General features: G+C 59.6%; 14 protein-coding genes and 1 other RNA gene. 8 read left to right on the forward strand and 7 right to left on the reverse strand.

Going from position 1 to position 16033, the window contains the following annotated elements; genetic code table 11:
- Window positions 1–12: 12 nt before the first annotated feature.
- The 3 genes from WA367_RS10875 to WA367_RS10885 form a co-directional block, all read right to left on the reverse strand.
- Entirely contained in the window at window positions 13–516 is a 504-nt protein-coding gene (locus tag WA367_RS10875) for a dihydrofolate reductase (protein WP_336056760.1), read from the reverse strand.
- A 10-nt stretch (window positions 517–526) separates the two neighbouring features.
- Window positions 527–1321, reverse strand: a complete 795-nt coding sequence (locus tag WA367_RS10880) for a thymidylate synthase (protein WP_336056761.1) — start codon at window positions 1319–1321, stop codon at window positions 527–529.
- Window positions 1322–1457: 136 nt separating this feature from the next.
- Complete coding sequence (locus WA367_RS10885; RefSeq protein WP_336056762.1) at window positions 1458–1772, reverse strand: DUF2853 family protein; 315 nt, start codon at window positions 1770–1772, stop codon at window positions 1458–1460.
- Window positions 1773–1910: 138 nt separating this feature from the next.
- Here WA367_RS10885 and ssrA point away from each other — a divergent pair.
- Window positions 1911–2266: a transfer-messenger RNA gene (gene ssrA, locus WA367_RS10890) on the forward strand.
- A gap of 93 nt (window positions 2267–2359) precedes the next feature.
- Here the strand turns inward: ssrA and WA367_RS10895 are convergent.
- Complete coding sequence (locus WA367_RS10895) at window positions 2360–3568, reverse strand: multidrug effflux MFS transporter (RefSeq protein WP_336056763.1); 1209 nt, start codon at window positions 3566–3568, stop codon at window positions 2360–2362.
- A 284-nt stretch (window positions 3569–3852) separates the two neighbouring features.
- On the opposite strand from WA367_RS10895, the gene WA367_RS10900 reads away from it, so the two are divergent.
- The 3 genes from WA367_RS10900 to WA367_RS10910 are packed head-to-tail and all read left to right on the forward strand — an operon-like array spanning window position 3853 to window position 4834.
- On the forward strand, window positions 3853–4380 hold the full coding sequence (locus WA367_RS10900) for an SspB family protein (protein ID WP_336056764.1): 528 nt from the start codon (window positions 3853–3855) through the stop codon (window positions 4378–4380).
- Between the two features lie 11 nt (window positions 4381–4391).
- A complete protein-coding gene (locus WA367_RS10905) occupies window positions 4392–4580 on the forward strand; it encodes a DUF4169 family protein (RefSeq protein WP_336056765.1) in 189 nt (62 codons plus the stop codon).
- Window positions 4581–4582: 2 nt separating this feature from the next.
- Window positions 4583–4834, forward strand: coding sequence for a ribbon-helix-helix domain-containing protein (locus WA367_RS10910; protein ID WP_336056766.1), 252 nt, complete (start codon window positions 4583–4585; stop codon window positions 4832–4834).
- Here WA367_RS10910 and WA367_RS10915 read toward each other — a convergent pair.
- Both WA367_RS10915 and WA367_RS10920 read right to left on the reverse strand, forming a co-directional pair.
- Window positions 4803–8702, reverse strand: coding sequence for an AsmA family protein (locus WA367_RS10915; RefSeq protein ID WP_336057115.1), 3900 nt, complete (start codon window positions 8700–8702; stop codon window positions 4803–4805). The genes WA367_RS10910 and WA367_RS10915 overlap by 32 nt on opposite strands.
- A gap of 42 nt (window positions 8703–8744) precedes the next feature.
- Window positions 8745–10172, reverse strand: coding sequence for an FAD-binding oxidoreductase (locus WA367_RS10920; protein WP_336056767.1), 1428 nt, complete (start codon window positions 10170–10172; stop codon window positions 8745–8747).
- Between the two features lie 118 nt (window positions 10173–10290).
- On the opposite strand from WA367_RS10920, the gene WA367_RS10925 reads away from it, so the two are divergent.
- The 3 genes from WA367_RS10925 to WA367_RS10935 all read left to right on the forward strand — a co-directional run bounded on the left by WA367_RS10925 (window position 10291) and on the right by WA367_RS10935 (window position 12747).
- Window positions 10291–10764: a thioesterase family protein gene (locus WA367_RS10925; RefSeq protein ID WP_336056768.1), complete on the forward strand. Its 474-nt coding sequence runs from the start codon at window positions 10291–10293 to the stop codon at window positions 10762–10764.
- 5 nt (window positions 10765–10769) lie between these two features.
- Window positions 10770–12401 (forward strand): chloride channel protein, encoded by a 1632-nt coding sequence (locus WA367_RS10930; protein ID WP_336056769.1) that lies wholly within the window; start codon window positions 10770–10772, stop codon window positions 12399–12401.
- Between the two features lie 154 nt (window positions 12402–12555).
- Window positions 12556–12747, forward strand: a complete 192-nt coding sequence (locus WA367_RS10935; protein ID WP_336056770.1) for a hypothetical protein — start codon at window positions 12556–12558, stop codon at window positions 12745–12747.
- Between the two features lie 51 nt (window positions 12748–12798).
- Here the strand turns inward: WA367_RS10935 and WA367_RS10940 are convergent, their stop codons facing one another.
- Window positions 12799–13224 carry a GNAT family N-acetyltransferase gene (locus WA367_RS10940; RefSeq protein ID WP_336056771.1) on the reverse strand — a complete coding sequence of 142 codons (426 nt, stop codon included), beginning with the start codon at window positions 13222–13224 and terminating at the stop codon, window positions 12799–12801.
- Window positions 13225–13533: 309 nt separating this feature from the next.
- Here WA367_RS10940 and WA367_RS10945 point away from each other — a divergent pair, with 309 nt between their 5' ends.
- Window positions 13534–16023 (forward strand): ATP-dependent helicase, encoded by a 2490-nt coding sequence (locus WA367_RS10945; protein ID WP_336056772.1) that lies wholly within the window; start codon window positions 13534–13536, stop codon window positions 16021–16023.
- The last annotated feature ends 10 nt before the right edge of the window (window positions 16024–16033 follow it).

The following is a 16033-nucleotide window of genomic DNA, read 5'->3' on the forward strand; positions in this document are numbered from 1 at the left end:
ACAATACCGGCTCTAGTGAGCCGTCTGGCGGCGCTGATAGACAACATAGCGCGTGGCATGGTCGTCCTTCTCGCCGGCCGGCACCTCCTCGCGAGACACCTCCGTCCACAGGCTCTCGTCGATTTCTGGAAAATGCGCGTCGCCGTCGATCTCGGCCAGAACATGTGTCACGGACAATTGATCCGCCACCTCCAGGGCCTGCCTGAAGATTTCGCCCCCACCGATAACAGCCACCTCTGGTGCAGCGTCACCTCTTGCCAGTTCGAGCGCTTCGTCAAGCGAACCCACCACGTCGGCGCCCGGAGCCTCGTAGGTCGGATTGCGGGAAATCACCACATTGCGGCGGCCGGGCAGAGGTCGCCCGATGCTCTCCCAGGTCTTGCGCCCCATCACCACCGGCTTGCCCATGGTCTCGGCCTTGAAGCGCTTCAGATCGGTCGACAGCCGCCACGGCAGCTCCCCGCCGCGCCCGATCACGCCATTCTCCGCCATGGCGACAACGAGTGTGATTTTCATCTGCTGCCTCCTAGACCGCAATCGGTGCGCGGATGGTCGGATCGGCCACATAATTCTCCAGCCGGAAATCGTCATAGGTGAAGGCAAAGAGATCTGTGACGTCTGGATTGATCCACATGGTCGGCAGCGGCTTGGGCGTGCGCTTCAACTGCTCACGCGCCTGATCGAAATGGTTCGAATAAAGATGCGCATCGCCCAGCGTATGAACGAAGTCACCGGGTTTCAGCCCGGTCACCTGCGCGATCATCATGGTCAGAAGCGCGTAAGAGGCGATATTGAAAGGCACACCTAGGAAAATGTCGGCCGAACGCTGATAAAGCTGACAGGAAAGTCGCCCCTCCGCCACGTGAAACTGAAACAGGCAGTGGCAGGGCGGAAGCGCCATCTCGTCCACCAGCGCCGGGTTCCACGCAGACACCACATGGCGCCGCGAATTCGGATTGGTGCGGATGCTTTCCACGACATTGGCGATCTGGTCCACCTGACCGCCATCAGGCTTGGGCCAGGAACGCCATTGCGCGCCGTAGACGGGCCCAAGATCGCCATTTTCATCGGCCCACTCGTCCCAGATCGAAACGCCATTCTCCTTCAGATAGGCGATATTCGTATCGCCTTTCAAAAACCAAAGAAGCTCGTGAATGATCGAGCGAAGATGCAGCTTCTTGGTGGTGAGCACGGGAAAGCCCTGCTGCAGGTCATAGCGCATCTGGTAGCCGAATACGCCGCGGGTACCGGTACCGGTGCGGTCGCTGCGGTCCACCCCGTTTTCCAGGACATGTTCGAGAAGGTCGAGATATTGGCGCATGATCTGCCGATTCGTAGTTCGCTTAAAATCGGCTTGATCATAGACGATCATAGATGACGAGAAAGGCGCACGCGGCGCCTTTCAACGACTGTTTGCAGTGTAAGCACTGGCAGCGATAGCGCTGCCTCACCTGAAATCAGGCGAGTACGGCTTCCTTGCCGAGCTGCTTGGCCACCAGATAGTAGAAAGTGACGCGGCTTTTTGAGCGATCCGCAGACATGGTCTCGCAGACCTTCTCGATGGCAGAATCACATTTGCCTTCATCGCTCTCGCCGAGTTTCTTCATGCACCACTTTTCACGAACTCGCGCGAGTTCGCTCGGGTCGCTGCAAGAAACAAGGGAGGAATCGCGGTTGCGCAGCGCAATGCCGAGATGCCTCACGATCTTGTTTACAATGGCCTCATCGGCATTCGCATCATATTTCCGCACATCTGCGAGATAGTCGGACATGTTTTTCCCTCTAGCTTTCAAACCGCCTGCTGTAGCCCGCGAATGCTCGCTTCGCGTGCCCCCTGCACAGCCTGCACGCGTGGACCTTCCGCAATGGACGCGCTCAAGTCAATCCCGCAGCACGAAATTGCCTGCCAAGCCCTTTAAATGCCTGTCACATATCTCTATATTCGCGCCGTCGGCTTGACCGACTATAGCGATAAACTGCCGATGTAATAAACCTATCGGACCCGGGGGCGGTACCCGGCGCCTCCACCAAAAACCGCTCGATTGGAGCGGCTTTTGCTGGGGGCGAAATAGGATCGACGAGGGTGTAAAGATCGGACTTTCGCTCGGCATTGTACCACCGTTATCGGGCTAACCTAGTAGTTGCAAACGACAACTATGCGGAAGCACGTCTCGCTGCGTAAGCAGTGCGACAGCTTCAAATTAAGCCTTAAGCCTTCGCAGGCTTAAGCGGGGTCCGGAGGCACCTGGCAACAGAAGCCTCCACTTCCTTCCCCTTGATCTTCCGGTTTTTAGCCACCCACTCCGCCTGTTGTCGCGCATTAAAAAATGGCGGGATCGCTCCCGCCTTCTTTAAGGATTCATTCGCCTGCAGGCTGCACCGCCGCCGGCTCGGGCCGTCCCAGCGTCAGCTGCGTCAGAAGGACTGCCAGCACGGCACAGCTGGCGATCGCCGCAATCATGGGAAAAGGATTGCCGTCGAAGAACAGCCCGGCAATCGCCATGGCCCCTGCCCCGATCGCAAAATGCAGCGTTCCCATAAGCGCGGATGCAGTACCCGCAATCTCGCCGTGATCATCCATGGCCAGCACCGAAGTCGTGGGGATGACGAGCCCGAGAAAGCCATATCCGACAAAGAGCATGGCCGCCATGAACCACAGCGGCTGGAAACTGCTCCACATGATAGCGCAGAGCGTGACCATGACTGCCGCAAAACCGCTGACCGCCACGCGCACCACACGCCGAAGCCCAAAGCGCTCCGTCATGTAGCCGGTCAGCTGCGACATGGTGAAAAAGGCAACCGCATTGATCGAGAAAAAGACGCTGTAGAGCGTGGGCGTCAGCCCGTAATGCTCGATCAGTACGAAAGACGAGCTGGACAGATAGACGAAGAAGCTGGAGATACCAAAGCCGCCAATCGCGGTCAGCCCCATGAAGCGCTTCTGCTTCAAAAGGAAGGCGTAGCCACGCATAGCGCTTCCCAGCGAACTGCCATTGCGTTGCTCAGCCGGTCGCGTTTCGGGAAGTGTCAGAGCAAGAAGCACGATCGCCAACACGGCGATGACGGTTACCGTCCAGAAAACGGCGCGCCATCCCGCCAGTTCAATGATGATGCTGCCGGTCAGCGGCGCCAGGATCGGCGAGACCGAGAAAACCAGCATAAGGAGCGACATCAACCGTGCAGCCTCCGTTCCGGTGTGAAGATCACGCACAACCGCGCGCGAAATCACCATGCCGGCAGAAGCGCCAATGCCCTGCAGGAAGCGGAAGGCGATCAGCACTTCCACTGTTGGTGCAAGTGCCGCACCGACACTGCCGACCGCGAAAATGACGAGCCCCCAATAGATCGGCGGCTTGCGCCCCATGATATCGGCGAGCGGGCCAATAATGATCTGCGACGCCCCCATGGACAGGAAGAAGATGAGCAAGCTCATCTGCACCGCACCGGTAGTGGCATTGAGGTCGGAGCCGATCGAAGGCAGCGCGGGGAGATACATATCGATGGCGAACGGCCCGACAGCCGTCAAAATGCCAAGCACGAGCGCCGTGCGATAGTAGTGAACGGACATGGATTGTCTCCGGAAGTTTTTTCTACGCGCTTCCTGTGCTGCCGGCATTGCTCCCCGTGCCGGTTCTGAGGAAAGCGGAAGGCGCAATTAACGCTTGCGACCCAGAATGGTCAATGCGTCTGCAACACAACTGTTTGGTACTGCTGCCACGCTTTGGCAGGAGGCATGGGACGCCGCTGATGATATAATTGATGCAACCGCGCGGCCTTTATCAGGTTTACGAGGCAGGCGCGCCGCATTAGAGCTATTCGCAATATCAGCGCAGTACCCAGGAAAAAGTCTACATGCCCGAAGATCGCATCCGTTACGACATTCTTGCCCAGGAAGCCCTGCGCGGCGTCATGCGCAAGGTGCTGCAGGAAGTGGCGCGCACGGGCATGCCGGGCAACCACCATTTCTTCATCACCTTTCTGACCGACGCACCGGGCGTCCGCATCTCCAGCAATCTGAAGGAACGCTATCCCGAGCAGATGACGATCGTCCTTCAGTACCAGTTCTGGGATCTGAAGGTGGACGAGAAGGGCTTCGAGGTCGTGCTCTCCTTCGCGGACACCCCTGAAAAGCTGGAAATCCCCTTCGCAGCGGTCCGCGGCTTCTATGATCCTTCGGTCAATTTCGAGCTCGAATTCGACGTAAAGTCGGACGAAGCCGACGAAGAGCACACTGTCGCCCCCACAACCCTGCACACCGAGCCGAAGGCGGAAACCGCAACCGATGAGTCGGCCACGGAAGAGACGCCAGAGGCGGAAGCGGAAGAAGGCGACGGCAAGGGCGCAGAAGTCGTTTCCCTGGATGCATTCCGAAAGAAATAGCGTGGTCTGCCGTGGCTGATGTTGTCAATCTGAGGGTCGCGCGCAAGCGAAAGGAACGTGCGCTTCGCGAAGAAAAGGCGCAGGAAAACCGCATTCGCTACGGCCGCAGCAAGAGCGAACGCGAAATCCGCGAAAAAGCTGCCGCACGCGAGGAAACCCATCTGGAAGGACATCGCCTTTCAAGGCGTGATGACGACTGATCATGGGCGGACCGCGCAAGCGCTCAGTATCCATCCGCGGCCACAGAACCAGCTTTTCGCTTGAAGAGGAATTTATGGTCGAGCTGGAACGGATTGCCGTGAGACGCTCAGTTCCACTCGCCGCCCTTGTCGCACATATCGACGAAACGCGGCCGCGTGACATGAACCTTTCTTCGGCTTTGCGGGTCCATGTCCTGCAGGAACTGCGCCAGTCGGAAAACATCACTGGTTCGCACCGCCTTCAAGAAGATTGAGGAACCCGTCAATAGTGAGGTTTTCCTCGCTGAAGGGCGCGCTCGGCGATGCTGCGCCATCGCTTGCAGGCGGATCAAGCGGTGCCCGTCGAACCTCACCTTCTTCCAAGGTCTCGGATGTGCCACTTTGCCGTTCCCGTTCCGCCTCCAGGGCGCGTTGACGTTCGGTCTCTGCCTGCCGTGCAGCCGCCTCGGCAGCACGCTGGCGCGCTTCTTCGGCAGCACGTTCTTCCTCAGCGCGCCGCTCCGCCTCTTCAGCAGCGCGCCGCTCCGCCTCTTCAGCAGCGCGTTGCTCTTCTTCGCGCGCCTGTTTCAGGCGTTCCGCCTGCTTGGCACGCTCGGCCTCGGCCTCAAGCCGCTGCCGTTCGGCTTCCTCGGAGAAGCGCTCTTCCTTTCGCTCCTGATAGAACCGTACCTCGCGACGAAGACGCTGTTTCTCCAGTAAGACCGCCTGCATATGCTCAACACGCGCCTGCTCCCGCTCAAGCGCGCGCTGGGTCAGGAATTGTGCTAGCGGCTCCGTCTCAAGCCTGAGCGAGACTTCACCCAGCGCCCCCTCGGCAACCAACCCCACCAACGGATCCGAACCGACCACCCCTTCGCGCCCCGGCTCATATTCGAGCGAGCCCGTCGCGACAAAGCGCTGCTCCGCTATGTCCACAACCGCATCCATGGTCAGGCTGCTTCTCGAGGCACTTGCACGTACGGGCGGCACGCGAACCGAACCATTCGCGACACTGAACGCGAATTCAAAGCTGCCCGCATCAAAACTCTCTTCACGCAGAATGGAGGGAGCGAACGCTGCAACATCTGCCGCTGAGATTGACGGCCCTTGCCGGTCCGCCGCAGCGATGATCTCGCCGAAAGCGGAAGGGTTCAAACCCTTGATGACCAGCTCGTCGACCGCGCCGGACCCCGAGCCCGAAAGCGAGGCAGCGAGCGCATCCACCGACTTGCCATTTGCCGTAACGCTGGCGCTGATGCGCGCACGCCCTTCAACCTCATCCTGACCACTCAACTGCGTCAGGTCGGCATCGTCCAATGTGAACTGGGCGGACAACAGGCCGGTGCCCTGGTTGTTCTGGAAATCCAGATGGCCACTCAATGTGCCGTCAGCGTAGGCAGCAGTAAGATTTCCGAGCGAGAGCATGGCGTCTTCAAGTCCGACACGCATGGTGGCATCCGTGACCTGCTGTCCCGCAGCAACGGAAACCCGATCCGCTTTCACCAGCACATCGGCGTGGAAAGGCAGATCTACCTGCTGCGCAAATGGGGCTTCTGGCCATGAACCATCGCTATTTGGCTGAAGCGCCTCGTTACCCGTCACCATTTCGGCAAGCACCGCTAGGTCCAGCGCTTCAGCCCTCAGCTCACCGGCGAAACTGGGCCGGCCGTCTTCGATCTGCGCTGTCAGGTCACCGCCAAATCCCACATCGCCAAGGCGTCCCTCAAGGGCGGAGAGGCTGAGGCTTCCGTCTGCGACCACAACATCAGAGTTGAATTCTGCAGATAGGCCGAAACCGAATCCCGGCAGAACAATACCTGCCGTCGCAAGCCACGGTTCGATATCCTGTGCTGCAAGCGTCATCGAGCCGGAATAGCCGAACGCATCCCCTTCAAAGCTCGCATCACCGCGCACGCGCCCTTCCAGGTCCTGCCCACGGACCAGAAGTTCCGTTTTCAGGACCTCATCAGGAACACCTGATGCAACCAGCTCGACTTCGCCCCATCCTGCCAATTCAGCCTGGAGCGAAGGCAGTCCTGCCAGCGCGAAAAGTTCGCCTGCGTCCGCATTGCGCGCCGTGACACTGGCATCCACCTCCATTTCCGCAAGGCTTCGATCGCCACCGCGCCCGGAGAACGATGCGCTGAAACTGGTGCCGCCCATTTCACCATTTGCGGTCAAGGCAAGGCCCGGTCGCTCACCGCTGCGCGCCAGCACCGCCACAAGGTCGATTTCGCTCGCAGAAAAGAGCTCGGGATAATCCTGCAGACGCTGCCGAACTTCTTGGAAAAATGCATTCTCCGGAAAGCGCTGCGCAATCATCGAAAGCGTCGGTGAGAGATCTTCGGCGATAATGGTCGCATCAAGCTTTCCTGAGGGCGAAGCCCCCAGCCGCTCTACCCGTCCGGTAGCACTCAGTCGCATATCGCCCTGTGCCAACACCGACAACCGGTCCACCTCAAGCCGGTCCTCGCGAAGCCTGAGGGCGGTATCCACCTCAGCAAGCTCGATGCCATCGACAGAAACAGGGCCGGCGACCAGTTCCAGATCGGCATCATGATCGGCAAGCCTGTTGCTCCCGTCCGACCGCAGGAACATCGCAGAAAAGGCACTCAAACCTTTCGCATCAAGCCCATCGCCTTCCAGGTCAAGTGAGACAGATGCCCGCGCATCTTCAGGCGATAGTCGCGTCACCGCGCCCGTGAGCCGGGTATCACCCAAAATAAGCTCCAAATCGGAAAATTCCTGGCGCTGCGCGTTGAGGCTGACATCGGCGCTGAAGCCTGCGGATGGAAGCCGCCGTATTGCCTCGTCAACATCCCGTGCAAGCCAGGCCGCAAAGCCCGATGGCTGTCCAATCGCCAGCAGAAGCTCGCCATCGAAGGAAGGCTTCTGTCCCACACGCACCAGACCCGATGCTTCAACACGCGTACGTCCGGGCAAGGTCGCGGCAAAGGATTCAAGCTGCCAGCCATCGGCGGCGGGAACAGCCCTGACCTCCACTTCCCGGATGGTAGTCTCAGCCGCCACGATGGCGGGCAGACTGACTGCAATCCGGCCGGGAATTTCGGGCCGAGGCAATGCGGCGATGAAAGCGGAAATGTCGTCGAGCCGGTCGGCGAGGGTGAATGCATCTTCGCGGCTTGCGCCCCCCTCTTCATCGCCGATCCGCACCTGCGCGCCATCCGCGGCAATATAGAAGGAAGGCTCGCGCCCGAGCTTCAGCCAAGCATTGCCACTTGCCGTATAGGGATCGGTAGTGGAACCCGTTGCGTAGCGGAAATCGGGTATCTGAAGCTCGTCATGCCTCAGCTCGAATGCCCCAGCAATCCGGTTGGCTTCGGCCGCGCGGCGCTGTTCCTCCGTCGTGTCATCCCTTGGCTTGGCGCGCATCTGAAACGTGCCGGAATAAAGGCCAATACCCCGCTCGAGTGTGGCCTGACCATCAGCCTCAAGCACCATGGGCACCTGTTGCGGTTCCATTACCACGCGCAGCCGCATGGCACCGTCATCGCCTGCCCGCCCCGTGGAAACGCTCACATCAACCGGCACGTCATCGACGGCCATCGCGCCACTCAGCCGCCACGGCCCCGCCAGAGTGCGCGCGGACAATGTCGCATCTATTTCGGTCAGCGAGATCGTCCGGTGACCTGCCGCCTGATGCAGGACAACGCTGCCATTTGTGATGGAGACATTTTCAAGCGTCACCTGAGAGGGATCAAACCGCGTCTGCGGACGGATAGCCCAGTCAATTTGGCCATCTTCACCAAGGGTAATATGCGCCTGCGGCCGCTCCAGACGCATGTCGAAAATAAGTAGCTCGCCGCTGAGAAATGGGGCAAGTTCGGCATCCATCGAGAACGCGTCCACCGTCATGGCAGGCTCACCGTCCGGTCCGCCAGCAACGCGCACATCCGTGAAGGTAACCGAGGGGAATGGCAAAAGTGTCGCGCGCGCTTCACCAGCCACGCGCACCTCACGACCAAGCACACGACCGGCCCCGCGCTCAAAGTCTGCGCGATAGGAGTCCCAGTCGATGAATAATGGCGCAAACAGTGCAGCTGTCAGCAGCAGCACGATCAGACCACCTATGGCAACGAACAGACGGGCCAGTGTCAGGCTCCTGCATGATTGGCTTATGATATTGTAAGGATAAGCCTTTTTCTGCGTTGATAAAGTGGCACTTTATCCTTTCGATCCTGCGTCATCCGGCAGCACCTTCCCCGGATTCATGATGCCAAGCGGATCAAGCGCCTGCTTAATGACCCGCATGAAGTCCACGCCCGCTCCATGTTCCCGCTCAAGATAGGCGCGCTTGCCCTGACCGATGCCGTGCTCGCCGGTGCAGGTGCCACCCATGTCCTGCGCACGGATGTTCAGGCGGGAGACGAAAGCCTTCGCCCGCTCGACCTCGTCCTTGTCATCGAGATCCATCAGCACCTGAACATGAAAGTTTCCGTCACCGACATGCCCGATGATCGGAGCCACAAGACCGCTTTCAAAGATATCGGCTTCCGTATCCACGATACATTCGGCAAGGCGCGAAATCGGCACGCACACATCCGTAGACAGCGCCTTGGCACCGGGGCGAAGCGCGATGCAGGCCCAATGCGCGTCGTGCCGCGCCTTCCAGAGCTTCTGGCGCTCTTCTTCCGCCTGCGTCCAGCGGAACGGCCCGCCCTCGAACTCTGCCGCGATTTCACCGAATGTCTCGGCCTGCTCGGCCACACCGCCATCGGTACCGTGAAACTCCAGAAAGAGGCATGGTCCCTCGGGATAATCGAGCTTCGAGTACTGGTTCAAGGCGCGCATGCCCAGCGTGTTGATGAACTCAATGCGGGCAACGGGGATGCCCATCTGGATCGTCATGATTACCGCCTGGCATGCCGCCTCCACGCTTGGAAACGGGCAGACGCCGCCGGAAATCGCCTGCGGTATGCCGTGCAGCTTCACCGACAGCGCGGTGATGATGCCCAGCGTCCCTTCAGACCCCACCAGCAACCGCGTCAGATCATAGCCGGCAGACGACTTGCGTGCACGCGAGGAGGTGCGGATCAGGCGGCCGTCGGGCATGACCACGTCAAGCGAGAGAACATTTTCGCGCATGGTGCCGTAGCGCACCGCATTGGTGCCCGAAGCGCGCGTCGCAGCCATGCCGCCAAGCGTGGCATTGGCGCCCGGATCGATCGGGAAGAAAAGGCCGGTATCGCGGAGATAGTGGTTGAGCTCCTCACGGGTAACACCAGCCTCAACCTTGCAATCCATGTCTTCCGCATTGACTTCCAGAACACGGTTCATGCGTGAAAGGTCAATGGAAATGCCGCCTTCAGGCGCATTCACATGGCCCTCAAGCGAAGAGCCAACGCCGAACGGGATGATCGGAACCCGCTGCTTGGCACAAAGCTTCACGACCTCCTGTATCTCTTCACACGTATGCGCGAAGAAGACGCCGTCCGGCAACTGCGCGGCAATATAGGTCGTGCTGTGCGCATGCTGTTCGCGCAGCGCCTGGCCCGTCTGAAAACGCTCACCAAAGCGAGCGGCAAGTGTCTCGCAGACATTTCGCACATTCGCCTCCGCCTCGTGCGTTGCGATAGCTTGTGCAGTGGCCATGATTTCCTCCGCTATATCCGGCTATCGCACTTGTGGAGCCGAAGCTGTTGCTTTTCAATCCCAATCCTGCCCCCATGTGGCAGTGCATCACCCTTTTGTTCAGGCAAGGAGAACGAGATTGGCCGCCCCGCATCTGTCCAGCGTGTTCGAGGTGGAAAAGGACTGGATCGACTATAACGGCCACATGAACATGGCCTATTATACGGTCATATTCGATCGTGCGGCCGACGAACTTTTTCTTGAAATGAATATGGGCCCTGACTACGCGGCCGAACGCCGCCTGACGATCTATACCGCTGAAATTCATTTGAGCTATATCCGCGAATTGCATCAGGGCCATCGGGTAAGGGTTCGAACCCAGCTGCTGGATCACGACACAAAGCGGCTTCATCTCTACCAGGAAATCCATCACGAGGATGGCTGGCTGGCGGCGGCCTGCGAGTGCCTGAGCCTGCATATCGACATGAACGGACCCAAGGTGACCCCCTTCCCTGACGACATCGCTGAGACCATCGAGACCATGCAGCGTGAGCATGCTGACCTCCCGCACCCGCAGCGGGCGGGACGATCCATCTCTATTCCACGCCGATAATCACGATGACGCCGGAGATCATCAGACAGCTTCCCAAGATCGTGCATTCCTGGGTGTCTCCGAACATCCTGGCCTTTACCGGCACGCGCCAGCCCTATGTGTGGCTTCTCGCGCTCATCATCGGCTTCGGTGTGGCCGTTGCCGCGATACTTTTCCGCGAAGGCATCGGTTTCGTTCAGCTTCTGTGGCTGGGCACCCGAAGCGAACACGTCTATTCTGCAGCGCTCACCCTCCCCTGGTACTGGGTCATGGCTGGCCCCATCATTGGTGGTCTGATTGTCGGCGGTCTCCTGCCGCTATTGACCGCACGCCGCACCGGTGCCGTCGCCGACGTGATCGAGGCGCGTGCACTGACCGGTCGACGCCTGCATCTGCGTGACGGGCTGCTTTCATCAGCCGTCACGGTGCTCTCGCTCGGCTTCGGCGGAAGTGCGGGACGCGAGGGACCGGTCGTGCATCTTGGCGCGGTTCTGGCAACAGCCCTTGCCTGGCGTGCCAACCTCCCCGAATGGTGCCGCCGCACGCTTCTGGCCGCAGGCGTGGCGAGTGCAATATCAGCCAGTTTCAACGCGCCGATCGCCGGTGTGCTCTTTGCGCATGAGGTCATCCTCGGCCACTACGCCATGCGTTCCTTCGTGCCCATCGTGATTGCCTCCACCGCCGGTGGCGTGGCCTCCCGCCTCTGGTTCGGTGATGCGGCTGCCTTCCTCATTCCCCATCACCAGATTACTTCCTTCTGGGAATTTCCGGCCTTCGCACTCCTCGGTGTAACGGCAGCCGTTGTGGCCATCCTGTTCCAGCTTGCGCTTTTCCTCGCCGATTATCTCGCCCGCAGCCTCCATATCCGCTACTGGCTCCTGCCTGTGCTTGGCGGTTTGCTTGTTGGCGGCATTGCCGTTTTCTTTCCGCAGGTACTGGGCGTGGGCTACGAAGTTACCGACATGGCCCTGTGGCGAAAACTGCCGCTGATAACCATGCTGACTCTCATCGTGGTCAAGACCATCGCCACCGCTATTACGCTCGGCACCCGCTTTGGCGGCGGCATCTTCTCGCCTGCCCTTTATCTGGGTGCCCTCACCGGCGGTTCCTTCGGCATCATCGCCGCGTCTGCCTTTCCCGAACTTGCATCCAGCGAAGGTCTTTACGCCATCCTCGGCATGGGTGCGGTCGCCGGTGCAGTGCTCGGGGCGCCCATTTCGACCACGGTGATCGTCTTCGAGCTGACCGGCGGCTATACGCTTTCGATCGCCCTCCTTCTCTGCGTCGCCGTCGCACATGGCATCACGCAGGCCATCCACGGCCATTCCTGGTTCCACTGGCAGCTGGAGACGCGCGGCCTCTTCCTGCAGCAGGGACCACATCGCGCCCTGGGGCAAAACAAACGCGTCATGGATTTCATGGATCCCCTGCCCGATGAGGCAGAGCCTGAGACCTATGATCCGGAGAAATCACCCAGCCTGAAGCCGACAGATACTCTCGAAGCAGCCCTGCGTGCCTTCGACAAGGGCGGCCACAGCCGCCTGCCAGTCATCGACCCGCGCGACGAGACACGCATCATCGCCTGGGCGACGCATATCCATGCCCTGCGCGCTTACAATCGCGCACTGGTGCAGGCTAGCGAAGAAGAACATCGTTAAGGTAACGCCACTCTTTACCTGCCATTAACCATGAAATCCTTTGCACAGCTTTGCCTTGCCAAAAGCTTGATGGTTAACGGTGCGCGGGATGATCCTCTTGTTTGCGGTTAATGATTCGTATCCGGTGCAAAATCTGCACCGGCAGGAGGCTTTCGTGAGGATCGATGTGAAGGAGATGTCCGAGCGGCTGGCTTACGATCCGGCTTTCTCGAGCTACGACTTCTGGCGCGCCTGCAAGCGCCTCGATGACGAGCTTTACCAGCTGAGCCGCTCCAATGCGCCGATCCCGATAGACCTGATTTTCGGCCGCGCGATCATCCAGCGCGCAGCGCAACTGCGCCAATGAAACTGGCGGGGCGATAAACCGCCCCGCCTTCGCTTGGAAACAACGCGGCAACTAGCCGCGATAGGTCATCCGCATGATCGGGAACCCGGATGGCTCATCAATGGCTTCTTCCTTGAAGACGAACCCATAGCGGTCATAGAACCGGCGGCCGATCGGGTTATCGCGGAAGACTTCCACCTCAAGCGGTCCCTTTTCCGCGTAAGCCCAGTCAACCAGAGCACGTCCGTACCCTTTGCCAATTGCATCGGGGTCAACGAAGAGCCCGCCAATGGTATTGCCAATCAGCGCGATGAACCCCTGGATGGTGCCGTTCTGCTCAAGGATCATCGTTTCTGCTTGAGGCAGATATACCTCGCGGATGAGCTTCTGTGCCTCATCCTGAAAGCTCTTGGACAGAAACGGGTGAGCAAGGTCGCTCGCTGAACGCCAGATGGCAATCAGCCGGTCAGCATCCTGCTGACGGTATTTTCTTATCATTTGGAAATATCCCACATGTCACTCCACCCGAGGTGGAATGAGAAACTTTCATTGGTTTCTGCAGCTCAATCAGCAGAGACTTCTGCTGGCTTCGAGCCGGTGAAGGCCTGTGAAAAGCCCTCTATCATTAGCGGGACATCAAAACTCCTGTGTAGAGAATGCTTCCATTACACGCACCGCGCGAATTGGTCAATATCAGCATGTATGCGCTGCCTCGAAACTCCTACCTGCCCTTTAATCCCGCCACCTGAACCGGTACAAAAGGAAAACGTTTGCCCTTGGGGCCTCGAATCACCATATGCGGAGCCTATGTCCGGTTCACCTGATGATATCCCCTTCTTCGACGAAGAAGATGCAGCACCCGCACCTGGTCCACGCGCCGGCGGCATTGCCGCGCGCGCCATGGCCGCACGCGCCGCTCCACGCCAGGCTTATCTTGAAGGCCTGAACCCTGAGCAAGCTCAGGCTGTGGAAACGACAGAGGGTCCTGTCCTTGTGCTGGCTGGTGCAGGTACGGGCAAGACGCGCGTTCTGACCACACGCATTGCGCACATCCTGGCGACCGGAAAGGCTTATCCCTCGCAGATCCTGGCAGTGACCTTCACCAACAAGGCCGCGCGCGAAATGAAGACGCGTATCGGCGTCTTTGTCGGCGAAGCGATCGAGGGCATGCCATGGCTTGGCACCTTCCACTCGATTGGCGTGAAGCTCCTGCGCCGTCATGCCGAACTCGTCGGCCTGAAATCCTCTTTCACCATCCTTGATACGGACGATCAGATCCGCCTGCTCAAGCAGCTCATTCAGGCCGAGGGGCTGGATGACAAGCGTTGGCCGGCACGTCAGTTCGCCCAGATGATCGACGGCTGGAAGAACAAGGGACTCACGCCCAAGGAAATTCCTGAAGGCGATGCGCGCGCTTTCGCCAATGGCAAGGGCCGCGAGCTTTATGCGGCCTATCAGAACCGACTCCTCACACTCAATGCAGTGGATTTTGGAGACCTGCTCCTGCACCCGATCCGCATTTTCCGCGAATATCCGGATGTGCTGAAGGAGTACCACAAGCGCTTCCGCTACATCCTCGTTGACGAGTATCAGGACACCAATACCGCCCAATATATGTGGCTGCGCCTGCTTGCCCAGCGTCTGGGTCAATCGGTCAACGTCTGCTGTGTGGGTGATGATGACCAGTCGATTTATGGCTGGCGCGGCGCTGAGGTCGATAACATCCTGCGCTTCGAGAAGGACTTCCCCGGCGCAACCGTGATCCGCCTGGAGCGCAACTACCGCTCGACGTCTCACATTCTCGGCGCTGCCTCGCACCTGATTGCCCATAATGAGGGCCGGCTGGGAAAAACGCTTTTCACCGAACAGGCAGACCCCGACGAGCCAAAGGTGCAAGTCCATGCATCGTGGGACTCCGAAGAGGAAGCGCGCGCAATCGGCGAGGAAATCGAGGCGCTGCAAAGCAAGAAGCATGCGCTGAACGACATGGCGATCCTCGTGCGCGCCTCGTTCCAGATGCGTGAATTCGAAGACCGCTTCGTGACCCTTGGCCTCAATTACCGCGTCATCGGCGGCCCGCGCTTCTATGAGCGGCAGGAAATACGCGACGCGATGGCCTATTTCCGCGTCGTCGCACAGCCCGCAGACGACCTCGCCTTCGAGCGCATCGTGAACGTGCCGAAGCGCGGTCTTGGTGAAGCAGCCGTCCGGCAGATCCACGACGTCGCCCGCATGCGCCAGGTGCCAATGCTCCAGGCCGCGCGTGATCTCGTTGGCACCGAGGAGATGAAGCCGAAGCCGCGCGCAGCACTTCGCACCGTGGTAGAGAATTTCGAGCGCTGGCAGGACATGCTCGATCGCACCTCCCATACGGAGCTTGCTGAACTGATCCTTGAGGAATCCGGTTACACGGACATGTGGAAGAACGACCGCTCTGCGGAAGCGCCGGGCCGGCTGGAGAACCTCAAGGAACTCATTCGCTCCATGGAAGATTACGAGAGCCTTCGCGGTTTTCTGGAGCATGTGGCGCTGGTGATGGACGCCGAGCGCGACGAGGAAATGGATGCGATCAGCATCATGACACTGCACTCTGCCAAAGGCCTGGAATTCGACACGGTCTTCCTGCCCGGCTGGGAAGAAGGTCTGTTTCCGCACCAGCGTGCGCTGGATGAAGGCGGTAGAACCGGCCTGGAAGAAGAGCGTCGACTTGCCTATGTCGGCCTCACCCGCGCCAAGAAAAACCTGCATCTGTGGTTCGCCTCCAACAGGCGCATCCACGGATTATGGCAGACTACCATGCCGTCGCGTTTTCTCGACGAATTGCCCGAGGCTCATGTCGAGGTCTGCGAGGACGGAAGCGCCTATGGCGGCTATGGGCGGCCCGACGGACAGATCGGCAGGCCGAACCCTTATGGCCGCTCCCGCTTCGACGATCAGGGCAGCTTCTCCAACACCTATGCAACACCCGGCTGGCAGCGGGCGCAGAAGAACCGCAACAGCGCCACCGACCGAAACTGGGGCACCCGCTCCGGACATCAGGTCGAGCGCATCGGTTATGGTGAGGCAGATTCAGGCTATGGAGCTGGTCGAGGCTCGGTGAAGGGCCGAACCATCGAAGGAGAGCTTGTTGCCAAATCCGTCTCCGACACACCTTCGGCATTCAAGGTGGGCGACCGTGTCTTTCACCTGAAGTTCGGCAACGGAAACATCGCTGCGATCGACGGCAACAAACTGACCATCGACTTCGACAAGGCGGGCCAGAAGCGTGTGCTCGACGGCTTCGTCAGCCCGGTCTGACGCTTTGGAA

The sequence above is a fragment of the Nitratireductor sp. CH_MIT9313-5 genome, assembly GCF_037029545.1.
GTDB lineage: Bacteria > Pseudomonadota > Alphaproteobacteria > Rhizobiales > Rhizobiaceae > Chelativorans.

Excerpts from the sequence above, each read along its gene's own strand:
- WA367_RS10875 (WP_336056760.1), bottom strand. The coding sequence starts at position 516 with ATGAAAATCACACTCGTTGTCGCCATGGCGGAGAATGGCGTGATCGGG.
- WA367_RS10880 (WP_336056761.1), bottom strand. The coding sequence starts at position 1,321 with ATGCGCCAATATCTCGACCTTCTCGAACATGTCCTGGAAAACGGGGTG.
- WA367_RS10885 (WP_336056762.1), bottom strand. The coding sequence starts at position 1,772 with ATGTCCGACTATCTCGCAGATGTGCGGAAATATGATGCGAATGCCGAT.
- WA367_RS10895 (WP_336056763.1), bottom strand. The coding sequence starts at position 3,568 with ATGTCCGTTCACTACTATCGCACGGCGCTCGTGCTTGGCATTTTGACG.
- WA367_RS10900 (WP_336056764.1), top strand. The coding sequence starts at position 3,853 with ATGCCCGAAGATCGCATCCGTTACGACATTCTTGCCCAGGAAGCCCTG.
- WA367_RS10910 (WP_336056766.1), top strand. The coding sequence starts at position 4,583 with ATGGGCGGACCGCGCAAGCGCTCAGTATCCATCCGCGGCCACAGAACC.
- WA367_RS10920 (WP_336056767.1), bottom strand. The coding sequence starts at position 10,172 with ATGGCCACTGCACAAGCTATCGCAACGCACGAGGCGGAGGCGAATGTG.
- WA367_RS10930 (WP_336056769.1), top strand. The coding sequence starts at position 10,770 with ATGACGCCGGAGATCATCAGACAGCTTCCCAAGATCGTGCATTCCTGG.
- WA367_RS10940 (WP_336056771.1), bottom strand. The coding sequence starts at position 13,224 with ATGATAAGAAAATACCGTCAGCAGGATGCTGACCGGCTGATTGCCATC.
- WA367_RS10945 (WP_336056772.1), top strand. The coding sequence starts at position 13,534 with ATGTCCGGTTCACCTGATGATATCCCCTTCTTCGACGAAGAAGATGCA.